At 76.4% G+C, this 10,499-nt stretch carries 10 protein-coding genes; 2 read left to right on the forward strand and 8 right to left on the reverse strand.

Translation table 11 applies throughout. The features are described 5' to 3' along the window. From HGCM_RS17970 to HGCM_RS17975, 6 genes are all read right to left on the reverse strand, one after another. On the reverse strand, positions 1 to 752 hold a 752-nt coding region (locus HGCM_RS17970), incomplete at its 3' end, for a glycosyltransferase family 2 protein (RefSeq protein ID WP_019136763.1). After that, on the reverse strand, positions 749 to 2,401 hold the full coding sequence (locus tag HGCM_RS10330) for a carbamoyltransferase family protein (protein ID WP_019136764.1): 1,653 nt from the start codon (positions 2,399 to 2,401) through the stop codon (positions 749 to 751). The genes HGCM_RS10330 and HGCM_RS17970, both read right to left, overlap by 4 nt. A 210-nt stretch (positions 2,402 to 2,611) precedes the next feature. Beyond that, the gene (locus HGCM_RS10335) at positions 2,612 to 3,508 is read right to left on the reverse strand and encodes an NAD(P)H-hydrate dehydratase (RefSeq protein WP_019136765.1); all 897 of its coding nucleotides are present in this window, start codon (positions 3,506 to 3,508) and stop codon (positions 2,612 to 2,614) included. Then, on the reverse strand, positions 3,498 to 4,223 hold the full coding sequence (locus HGCM_RS10340; protein WP_019136766.1) for a histidine phosphatase family protein: 726 nt from the start codon (positions 4,221 to 4,223) through the stop codon (positions 3,498 to 3,500). The genes HGCM_RS10335 and HGCM_RS10340 overlap by 11 nt, the downstream gene beginning before the upstream one ends. A gap of 41 nt (positions 4,224 to 4,264) precedes the next feature. Further along, positions 4,265 to 4,837, reverse strand: a complete 573-nt coding sequence (locus tag HGCM_RS20455) for a DUF2231 domain-containing protein (protein ID WP_019136767.1) — start codon at positions 4,835 to 4,837, stop codon at positions 4,265 to 4,267. 58 nt (positions 4,838 to 4,895) lie between these two features. After that, positions 4,896 to 6,224 carry an NAD(P)/FAD-dependent oxidoreductase gene (locus HGCM_RS17975; RefSeq protein WP_019136768.1) on the reverse strand — a complete coding sequence of 443 codons (1,329 nt, stop codon included), beginning with the start codon at positions 6,222 to 6,224 and terminating at the stop codon, positions 4,896 to 4,898. A gap of 163 nt (positions 6,225 to 6,387) precedes the next feature. Here HGCM_RS17975 and HGCM_RS10355 point away from each other — a divergent pair, with 163 nt between their 5' ends. Together HGCM_RS10355 and HGCM_RS10360 are read left to right on the forward strand one after the other, a co-directional pair. Next, on the forward strand, positions 6,388 to 6,774 hold the full coding sequence (locus HGCM_RS10355; protein WP_019136769.1) for a hypothetical protein: 387 nt from the start codon (positions 6,388 to 6,390) through the stop codon (positions 6,772 to 6,774). Between the two features lie 67 nt (positions 6,775 to 6,841). Continuing rightward, complete coding sequence (locus HGCM_RS10360) at positions 6,842 to 7,459, forward strand: ANTAR domain-containing protein (protein WP_147572796.1); 618 nt, start codon at positions 6,842 to 6,844, stop codon at positions 7,457 to 7,459. 50 nt (positions 7,460 to 7,509) lie between these two features. Here the strand turns inward: HGCM_RS10360 and HGCM_RS10365 are convergent, their stop codons facing one another. Both HGCM_RS10365 and HGCM_RS10370 read right to left on the reverse strand, forming a co-directional pair. After that, entirely contained in the window at positions 7,510 to 9,339 is a 1,830-nt protein-coding gene (locus HGCM_RS10365) for a CheR family methyltransferase (RefSeq protein ID WP_019136771.1), read from the reverse strand. Between the two features lie 32 nt (positions 9,340 to 9,371). After that, positions 9,372 to 10,451 (reverse strand): chemotaxis protein CheB, encoded by a 1,080-nt coding sequence (locus tag HGCM_RS10370; RefSeq protein WP_051016189.1) that lies wholly within the window; start codon positions 10,449 to 10,451, stop codon positions 9,372 to 9,374. Between the last annotated feature and the right edge of the window lie 48 nt (positions 10,452 to 10,499).

The raw sequence follows: 10,499 nt of genomic DNA on the forward strand, positions 1-10,499 counted from the left end.
ACCGTGAGGACGTGCCGCCGCCCGCGCCCGGGCCCGGTCTGCGCGTCGTCGCGCCACCGGCGGCCGTGCAACGCGCGCAGCAGCGCGTCGTCGGCGTTGCCCGCCTGGACGCGCACGCTCACGTCCGCGCGCGCCGGGCGCACCGGGTGCACGGTGACGCGGCGGCCGCGCTCGAGCTCCCAGCCGGCCCGGCGGACGCGCAGCGCGAGGTCCGCGTCCTCCCGGTAGGCGCGCGGGAACCGCTCGTCGAAGCCGTCCACCGCCTCGAGCGCGGCGCGCCGGTACGCCATGTCGGCCGTCGCCCACGCCGCGCCCTCCAGCCCGGCGGTGGCGCGCTCCCAGTCCGTCGGCCGGCGGTGGCGGGGGAGCGGCACGAGGAGCCGCGCCTGCACGCCTCCCGTGCGCGGGCCGGCCGCCGCGAGGTCCGCGCCGAGCGCGGCTCCCCACCCGGCGGGCAGCACGACGTCGTCGTCCAGGAAGACGACCCACGACGCGGCCACGGACCGCCACCCCGCGTTGCGGGCTGCCGCCGGGCCTCGGCCGCCGCTGCGCACGACCCGGACGTCGGCGCCGGCCGCGAGCGGCCGGGGCAGGTCGAGCGGCCCGTACGCCGCGGGCAGCGGCCGGTCGTCCACCACGACGACCTCGTCGGGGACGCCGAGCGCGTCCGGCAGCTCCTGCGCGCGCAGGCTCTCCAGGAGCCGGTCGAGCGAGGGCCGGCCGATCGTCGGGACGACCACGGCCCACGTCATGCGTCGCCGTCCTGGAACAGCGCCGCACGCGTCACGACGTGCGCGCCGAGCACCAGCAGGTCGACGGGCGAGGACCCGAACAGCTCCAGCGCGTCGTGCGGGCTGTCCACCATGGGGCGACCCGCGGTGTTGAGGCTGGTGTTGACGACGACGGGCAGCCCGGTCAGGTCCGCGAACCGGCGCAGCACCCGCGCGAGCACCGGCTGGGCGGCGTCGTCGACCGTCTGGATGCGCGCGGTCCCGTCCACGTGCACCGCCGCGGGGATGCGGTCCCGCCAGGCCGGGTCGACGTGGTGGACGAACAGCATGTACGGGCTCGGCAGGGGCCCACCGCTGAAGATCTCCGCGGCCCGGTCGGCCAGCACCATGGGGGCGACCGGGCGGAACTGCTCGCGGCCCTTGACGTCGTTGAGGCGCTCGAGGTTCTCGGCGAACCCCGGGTGCGCGAGCAGCGAGCGGCGGCCGAGCGCGCGCGGGCCGAACTCGCTGCGTCCCTCGAACCACGCGACGACCTCGTCGCGCGCGAGGGCGGCGGCCACCACCGACGCCAGGTCCGTCGGCGTGCGGAACGGCACGTGCGCGCGCCGCAGCTCGGCCGCCACCTCGTCGTCCGACCACGCCCGCCCGAGCGCGGCGTCGGTCATCGGGCGGAGCATGTCGCCCTCGTCCGCGGCGAGCTGCAGCGCGGCGCCGAGCGCGGTGCCCGCGTCGCCCGCGGCCGGCTGCACCCACACGTCGTCGAACCCCGCCTCGCGCCAGACGCGGGAGTTGGCCACGCAGTTGAGGGCGATGCCGCCGGCCATGGCCAGCCGCGTCTCGCCGGTGCGCTCGCGCAGCCAGCGGGCCAGCTCGACGAGCACCTCCTCCAGGCGCGCCTGCACCGAGGCGGCGAGGTCGGCGTGCGCACCGCCCCAGCCGTCCTGCGGCGCACGCGGCGGCGCCCACCGCTCCCACGCCGGCGGCACCGCGGTGAACCCGCCGTCGCCGGTGGCGGCCAGCAGCGGTCGCAGGTCGTCGAGGAACCGCGGCGTGCCGTACGACGCGAGCGCCATCACCTTGTACTCGTCGCTCGAGCGCAGGAACCCGAGGTGCTCGGTCAGCGACTCGTACACGAGCCCGAGCGAGTGCGGCAGGTCCTGCGTCGCCTCGACGACCAGGCGCCCGTCGCGGTAGCGCCCGAGCAGCGCGGACCCGCGCTCGCCGCGCCCGTCGAGCACCATGACGGCGCACGTGCGCCACGGCGCGGCGAGGGCGGCGGACGCCGCGTGCGCGACGTGGTGCGGGACGAACCGCACGCGCCGCGCGTCCAGGCCGGGCAGCGCGCTGGCGAGGAACTGCGGGGCGTGCTCGGCGTACGTGCGGCGCAGGTGGTCCCACGGGTCGTCCAGGCCGAGGTCGGCCGCGTCCTTCGTCAGGGCCGGGTCGAAGCCGTAGGCGACGGCGTCGAGGTCCGCGGGGCTCAGGCCGCCCGCGTCGAGGCACGCGCGCGCGGCGCCGACGGGGAGCTCCCACGCGGAGAAGGGGACCGGGCGCTTGCCGTGCTTGCGCCGGGAGATCCGCTCCTCCTCGACGGCCGCGACGATCCGCCCGTCGACGACGAGCGCCGCGGACGAGTCGTGGAACACCGCGTTGACACCGAGCACGCGCATGCCGGTGACCTCTCGCAGACGCACCCTGCGGCGCGGACCTCACCACGCGCGGTGCCTCGCGGCCGGCCCTGTGACGTGCGCCACGTGCCGGTGAGAGCCAACCTGGCCCACTTCTCGGAGAACCGCATCTCGAACCGCTTCTCCCCACGGTGGGCACCGCCGAGGCCGCCGAGGCCCGCCGGGGAGGAGGGCGACGGCCGGAGGCCGGCCTCAGCGGGTGCGCAGCTCGACGAGCACCTTCGGGATCTCGTCGACGAGCTCCCGCGCGAGGAAGCCGAGCGGGCCCACCGCGGCCGCGAGCCGGTCGCCCGCGGTGGTGTGCAGCGCGACGCCCCAGCACGCCGCCTGGTCGAGCGGGACGCGTCCTGCCAGCAGCCCGCCGACCGCCCCGGCGAGCACGTCGCCCGAGCCCGAGGTGCCGAGCCCGGAGGCACCGCCCGCGGAGGTCCACGTGCGGCCCTGCGGCTCGGCGACGACCCCCGAGAGCGCGACGACGGCGCCGTACCGGCGCGCGATGCGGTGGGCCGTCGCGGCGGTGCCGTCCTCGCCGCCGTCGTCGTCCTCGTCGTCCTCCGCTGCGTCGCCCTCCAGGAGGCGCTCGGCCTCGGCGTGGTTCGGGGTCAGGACGAGGCGGCCGCGCAGGCGCTCGCGCGCGGCCTCGGAGACGTGGGGGAGCACCCCGAGGGCGAAGGCGTCGAGGAGCACCGGCGTCGTCGGGTCGAGCGCCGCGGCCACGGCCTCCACGACCGCCGTCGCGCTCGCCGGGTCGCCGAGCCCGGGCCCGACCACGACCGCGTCGGTGCGACCCAGCTCCTCGTCCGCGCGGGCCGGCAGCTCGCCCGTCGGCTGCCCGTCGGACTCCGGCAGGGCGAGGACGCCCGACTCGGGCACGGCGACGGCCACGGCGCCGGCGACCGACGCCGCCACCGCGAGCGTGAGCCGGCCCGCTCCCGCGCGCAGCGCCGCGAGGCCGGTCAGCATGGCGGCGCCGGGGGTCGCGGCCGCGCCGCCGACGACGAGCACGCCGCCGCGCTCGTCCTTCGACCCCGTGCGCTCCGGCAGCGGCCAGTCGCGCAGGAAGGCCGGCGTCAGGACCTCAGCGCCCACGGTCGTCCGTCCCCTCGTGCTCGGTCACCGGTGCGTCGAGCGCGGCCAGGTGGCCCACCTCGTCGAACATCGCGACGCGCCAGCCGTCGTCGCTCGCGTCGAGCCGGGTGACCGAGGCGTTGCGGACGCTGCGGCCGCGCTCCAGGTCCATGAGGTCCTCCTCGGTGAGCTCCTCGAGCACGTACCGGATCAGCATGACCACCGCGTCGTGGGTCACGAGCAGCACCGGACCGTCGGCCGGTGCGCGCAGCACGTCGTCGAGGAACGCGCGCACGCGCAGCGCCACGTCGGCCCACGACTCGCCGCCGCTCGGCCGGTGGTAGAACTTCCCGAGGTGGCGCCGGCGCTCGGCCTCGTCGGGGTGCAGCCGCTGCACGCCGCGCCACGTGAGCCGGTCGAGCACGCCCAGCTCGCGGTCCCGCAGCCGCTCGTCGAGCCGGACCCTCGTCCCCTCGGGCACCGCCAGCGACGCCGTCTGGCGCGCTCGCAGGTACGGCGACGACCAGACCGCGGTGGGCCGCTCCTGCGCCGGCAGCGACGCGAACCACACGCCCGTCGCGCGCGCCTGCTCCTCGCCGCGCGGGCTCAGCGGCGTGTCGGCGTCGCGCGTCCGGAGGTCGAGCCGCTCGGCGCCCTCGCGCTCCGCCCGGGCGGACGCGAGGTTGCCGACGCTCTCGCCGTGCCGGACCAGGAGCAGGCTGCGGGGTCGGGGCATGCTCGGCACGCTAGCCGCGGCCGTGGCGGTGCGCGCGTCGGTCAACGCGGCGGCAGCGTGGGGTCCTCGGGCGGACCCCCGAGCGGGTAGGCCATGTGACCGCCGAGGTAGCCGCCGACCCCCACCATGGTGGCGCCGGCGAGGGCGGCCAGGGCGCCGGAGCGGTGGTGCCCGCGACGGCGTGCGAGCCACGACGCGGAGTACAGCGCGAGCCCCACCGCGTTCCCGGCGGCGTGCACGACGCCGACGCGGCGGATGCGGTCGCCGGACACCGACCAGTCCGCGAGGCCGGTGGCGACGGTCGGCAGCGCCGCGAGCACGCCGAGGCCGACCAGGCGTTTCGCCGCCCTCGAGTGGCCCCCGAGGTCCAGCACCGAGGCCGACATCCACAGCCCCAACGGCACGTCGGTCATGAGCGGGTGGAGCGCGTGCCCGAGCGGGGCGCCCCGCAGCGTCGCGCGCAGCCGGTCGTCGGCGAGCAGCCGCCGCGCCCAGCCGCCGACGAGCGCGACCGGGGCGTCGAGCGCATCGGCCTCCTCGGCGGCGTGGGCGAGGCGCAGCAGCGGGGTCCGCACCGCTCGCGCGGCGTCGGGGACCTGGCGGTGGTCGGTCACGGGATCTCCTCGGGTGCGGGCCGGGCCGGGGCTCGGCGGGGACGGGTGCGGGGCCGGGTCAGGCCGGAGGCCTCGGCGCCATCGACTGGCTGTCGGCGGCGCGCAGGGCGTTGCGCCCGACGACCTGCTGCCACGTCGCGGCCTGCTCGGCGCGGCCGCGGCCGACGAAGCTCACCAGCCAGTGCATGAGTGTCGAGACCCGGTTCTTGAACCCGACGAGGTAGACGAGGTGGACGCCCAGCCACAGCAGCCACGCGAGCACGCCGGCGGTCTCGAACCGGCCGATGCGCGCGACGGCGTGGAACCGCGCGACCGTCGCCATCGTCCCCTTGTCGCGGTAGACGAACGCGCCGGGCGGCTGCACGCCGCGCACCCGCGCGCCGATCGTCCGCGCGGCGTGCTCGCCGCTCTGCATCGCGAGCTGGGCGACCCAGGGGTAGCCGCCCAGGGTCATCAGGTCGCCGACGACGAACACCTCCGGGTGCCCCGGCAGCGAGCAGTCGTCCTCGACCTCGATGCGCCCGGCGCGGTCGGTCGGTGCCCCCGACACCTCGGCGAGGCGCCTCGCGAGCGGGGGAGCGCCGACGCCCGCCGCCCACACCTTGGTCGCCGCCTCCAGGCGCGTGCGGCGGCCGTCGCCGTCCTCGACCTCGACGCCGTCGGCGTCCACGTCCACCACCTTGCGGCCGGTCCAGAGCTCGACGCCCAGGCTCTCCAGCCGCCGCGCGGCGGCGTTCGAGAGCCGGTCGCTGTAGCCGGGCAGCACCTGCGGCACCGGGTCGACGAGCACGATGCGCGTGCGGACGGGGTCGATCCGCCGGAACGTGCCGGGCAGCGTCCGGCGGGCGAGCTCGGCGATCTGGCCGGCCATCTCCACGCCCGTCGCGCCGGCGCCGACGACGACGAAGGTGAGCAGCCGGTCGACGTCCTCGTCGGGAGCGGCCTCGGCCAGCTCGAACGCGCCCAGGATCCGCCCGCGGACCTCGAGGGCGTCGTCCAGGCTCTTCATGCCGGGCGCGTGCTCCGCGAACCGGTCGTTGCCGAAGTAGGACTGCCCCGACCCGGCCGCCACGATGAGGCTGTCGTACGACGTGCGCTGCTCGCCGAGCGGCGTGCGGGAGACCACCTCGCGCGCGTCGAGGTCGACGTCGACCACCTCGCCCAGCAGCACCCGCACGTTGCGGTGGCGGCGCAGCACCTCGCGGGTGGGCGGTGCGATCTCGCCCGACGAGAGCACACCGGTCGCCACCTGGTACAGCAGCGGCTGGAACAGGTGGTGGTTCGTCGCGCTGATGAGCGTGACCCGGACCGGGTGGCGCGCGAGCTCGCGCGCGGCGAACAGCCCGCCGAACCCGGAGCCGACGACGACGACGTGGTGGGGTGCCATGCCTCGACGCTAGGAACCTCCCGGCGCTCCCGCCTCCCGAGGCGTGAACTGGCCGCACCGGGAGGGGACGCGGTGGCATGCGGTCGACCGTCGCGCGGGGCGGCGATACCGTGGCGGTGGAGTTCGTGCAGCCGGACCCCGTCCGCGACGGTGGGGGGTCACGATGTCGCACCCGCAGTCCGAGCAGTCCGAGCAGCTCCAGCAGTCCGAGCGGTCCCAGCACGGCATGCACGTCCTGGTCCGGCTGGACCTCGGCCGTGGCGTGGTGCTGGAGGTCACCGGCCTGGTCCGCGCGAGCGCCGTGCCCGCCCTCGCGCAGGTGGTCGCCCGCGCGCAGGGGCTGTCCCCGCAGGTCGCCGTGGACGCGACCGCGGCCGAGGTGGACGGCGCCGCCCGGGGCTCGCTCCTGACGCTCGCCCGCGAGGGCGACGCCCGCTGCCGGCCGTTCGTCCTCGACCTGCCCGCCCCGCCCGCGGCGGCCGGCGCCGGTGCCCCGGTCACGGCCCGGGCGGCCTTCGCTCCGGATGCCGGAGCGGCCCTGGGTGCGTAGCATCGCCGGATCGCGGTGCGGACCGGGTCGAGCCAGAGCCCCCGTCCCGCCACGGCGGAGATCCCTCATGGACCCACACCTCGTCGCAGGACGTTTCAGGCTCCCGGCGCGCGGCGCGCCCTGGTGGTCGGACGAGCTCTACCACGTGCTCGGCATGGCGCCGGGCGACCTGCCGCCGACGGTCGACGCCCTCATGCGGCACGTCCGGGTCGACGAGCGCGAGGCGCTGGGCGCGGCCCTGGAGGCCTGCGCCGGCGAGGGCCGGTCCTACTCGCACGTGCACACCATCAAGGACCTCGAGGGCCAGCCGCGGGTCGTCGCGATCGCCGCGGTCGCGTCGCCCTCGTCCGGTGGCACGGGGCGGGACGTGGACGGGGTGGTGGTCGACGTCTCGCCGGTGGTCGCGGCACGGGCGGCGGGCGCCGTCAACGAGCAGCTGCCCCAGGCGCTCGCGGGCCGGGCCGCCGTCGAGCAGGCCCTCGGCTGCCTGTCCCTCGTGTACGGGGTCGACCGGTCCGCGGCGCTCGAGATGCTGCGCTGGAGCGCGCGCCAGCGGGAGGTGCCCGTCCCGGAGGTGGCCGCGCTGGTGATGGCGGCCGTCGAGCGGCTCGGCGGCGACCTGGGCGCGGACGGGGAGGCGCTGGAGGAGCTGGTCGCCGCGGCGATCGAGGCCCCGCGCGACTGACGCCGCGCCCTCCGCACGCCCTCGCGGACCGCGGGGCCGAGCGCGTCGCCTCAGTCCGCCACGGGCATCATGACGAGGATCGCGCCGGTGACCTCGCGGGCGGAGCGGCGCATCGCCGTCACCGTCACGTCGACCTCGATCGGCCGGCCGCGCCGGTTGACCGCGGGCAGCCGCACGGTCGCGTCCTCGGCGGCCCCGGCGAGCTGCTGGCTGACCAGGGGGAGCAGGGGCTCGACGGGCAGGCCGATGTCGAGCGACCCGACGTCCTGGCCCAGCGCCTCGTCCTCCCGCACGCCCCACAGCTCCGTCGAGCCGCCGTTCCACGCCAGCACGCGCATGCCGAGGTCGACGACGGCGACGCCGGCGCGCAGGCTCGAGAGCACCGACTCCATGAGGTTGTTGAGCTCGCTGACCTGCACCGTGCGGAGCCGCAGCTCCTCGTTGCTCGCGTTGAGCTCGTCGTTCATCGACTGGAGCTCCTCGTTCATCGTCTCGAGCTCCTCGTTCGTCGACTGGAGCTCCTCGTTGGTCGTCTCGAGCTCCTCGACGGTGGACTGGAGCTCCTCGTTGGTGGTCTCCAGCTCCTCGTTGGTGGACTGCAGCTCCTCGTACGCGGCCTCCAGCTGCCGGTTCGCGGACTGGAGCTCGTCCTGCAGGTGGCGGTAGCGCGTGACGTCGTTGAGGATCACCGTCGCGCCGAGCGTCTCGGAGTCGGGCCCGACGAGGGGCACGACCTGGACCTCGAGGGCGACGGGCTCCTGGCCCGGGCGCTGCCACTGCACGTCGTGGTCCCAGATCGTGCGGCGCTCGGTCATCGCGGTCTCGATGAGCGAGCGCAGCTCGATCGGGCGGTAGGAGATCTCGAGGTCCTGGAACGGCCGGCCCACGTCGCGCGACGTGACGCCGAACAGCAGCTCGGCGCGGCGGTTGCCGGACACCAGCTCGCCGCTCGAGGCGATGACGAGCTGGGCGGCCGGTGCCGAGAGCAGCGCCTCGTCGCGCAGGCGCGCGAAGTCCTCCGTGCGTCGTGCCGCGCCGCGCACCGGTTCGACGGCCTCGCGCACGACTGGCGCGCCGTCGTCCGCCTTGCGGAAGAACCGCCGCTTGAGGTCGAGCGGCGTGAACAGGTCCAGGTGGGAGAGCAGCATCTCGGCCTTGCCGAGGAAGAGGGTGCCGTGCGGCCGCAGCGCGAAGTGCATCCGCCGGATGATCTGGCTCTGCGTCTCGGCGTTGAAGTACATGAGGGTGTTGCGGCACACCAGCAGGTCGATGTGCGAGATCGGCGCGTCCTGCACGAGGTCGTTGCGCCCGAAGATCACCGCCCGGCGCAGGTCCTTGCGCAGCGTCCGGCGGTCGCCGTCGGCCTCGAAGTACCTCGTGAGGAGGTCCTCGTCCAGGCCGCGCAGCTCGCGCGCCGAGTAGGTCGCGCTGCGCGCCTTGGCGAGCGCCTCCTCGTCGACGTCCGTCGCGTAGATCTTCACGCGTGCCCGGAACTCCTCGGGGCTGAGCTCGTCGGCCAGCGCCATCGCGACGCTGTACGCCTCCTCGCCCGTCGAGCAGCCCGCGCTCCACACGCGGATGGGGGAGTGGCCCCGCGCCACGAGCGGAGGCACGACCTCGCGGCGCAGGTAGGCCCACGAGTCGGCGTCCCGGAAGAAGCTCGTCACGTTGATGAGGACGGTGTTGAACAGCGCCGTGAACTCGTCGGGGTGCACCGCGAGGTGGTCCTGGTAGTCCTCGAACGAGCCCACGCCCACCGTGGTCATCTGGCGGCGGACGCGCCGCTCGAGGCTCTGGCGCTTGTAGCCGGTGAAGTCGAACCCGCGCTCCTCCTTGAGGTACTGCAGCAGGCGTTCGAAATCGTCGGGCTGGACGTCCACGCGGCCTCCGTCGGGTGTGGTCGGTGCGGCGCTCAACGTAGCGCGTCAGCCTCCTCCACCGCGGAGACGGGCGTGGAGCCCGACGGGTCGGGCACGAGCTCGGCCGTCCGGTCGATGAGGTCGCGGACCGCCAGCGCGGACTCGCGCGCCTCGCGCGCCTGCTCCACGAACGTCGTCACCGAGAAGTCGTGCCCGCGCACGCGGGCGGTCGCCGCCATCCGGTCCGCGAGCGCCGCCTTCTCCTCGAGGGCCCGCAGCGCCGTCCAGAGCGCCGTCTCCACGGCGGCACCCTGCTGGGCAGCCAGGCTGCGCGCCGACCACGCGTGACCGACGCGGCACCGGTAGCGGCGCAGGTGGCCCTCGTCGATCTCGAACAGCACGCCGTGGCAGTCCGGGCACGCGAACCCGGACGGCACGCCGGGCCGGTCGCCGGCGCTCAGCGCCTGGTCCTCCGGCACCGCCATGGCGACCTCCACCTCCATCAGGGCCGAGGGCGGCGCGGCCTGGGCGGCGGTCGTCCCCACGAGCGACGTGAGCTTCTGGGCGATCTCTGCGACGGGCAGCACGGCGTCGGGCGAGTCGCCCTCCAGCGCCGACAGGGGCATGCCGGCGTACGGCGCCTCGTGCGGGTCCTGGACGACGGAGACGCCTCCGCGCGCGCGGATCGCGACGAGCCCCGCGGTGCCGTCGTCGAGCGTGCCCGACAGGACGACCCCGATCACCCGGGGGCCGGCCGCGCGCGCCGCGGAGCGGAACAGCACGTCGACGGAGGGCCGGTGCCCGTTCTCGCGCGGCCCGCGGGACAGCGTGACCGCCCCGTCCGCCACGACGACGTGCCGGTCGGGCGGCGCGACGAGGATCCGGCCCGGCGTGAGCGCGTCCCCCTCGTGGGCCTGTGCCGCGGGCAGCGGTCCGGCGCGGTCGAGGATCGCGGCCAGCGCGCTGCGGCTGGACGCGGGGATGTGCAGCACGACGACGACGGCGGCGGCGAGGTCGGCCGGCAGGTGCGCGCAGAGCTGGCGCAGCGCCTCGACCCCGCCCGCGGAGGCGCCGACGACCACGAGGTCGCGGACCTGCCCCGAGGGTGCGCGCTCGGTGGGCGGGGCGGTCACGGCGTCTGCCGTCCGTCGGCGGCGCGCCGCGCGGCCGCGCCGGCGCGG

The sequence above is a fragment of the Cellulomonas massiliensis JC225 genome, assembly GCF_000312005.1.
GTDB lineage: Bacteria > Actinomycetota > Actinomycetes > Actinomycetales > Cellulomonadaceae > Cellulomonas > Cellulomonas massiliensis.

Excerpts from the sequence above, each read along its gene's own strand:
- HGCM_RS10355 (WP_019136769.1), top strand. The coding sequence starts at position 6,388 with ATGTCGCACCCGCAGTCCGAGCAGTCCGAGCAGCTCCAGCAGTCCGAG.
- HGCM_RS10360 (WP_147572796.1), top strand. The coding sequence starts at position 6,842 with ATGGACCCACACCTCGTCGCAGGACGTTTCAGGCTCCCGGCGCGCGGC.
- HGCM_RS10340 (WP_019136766.1), bottom strand. The coding sequence starts at position 4,223 with ATGCCCCGACCCCGCAGCCTGCTCCTGGTCCGGCACGGCGAGAGCGTC.
- HGCM_RS10330 (WP_019136764.1), bottom strand. The coding sequence starts at position 2,401 with ATGCGCGTGCTCGGTGTCAACGCGGTGTTCCACGACTCGTCCGCGGCG.
- HGCM_RS17975 (WP_019136768.1), bottom strand. The coding sequence starts at position 6,224 with ATGGCACCCCACCACGTCGTCGTCGTCGGCTCCGGGTTCGGCGGGCTG.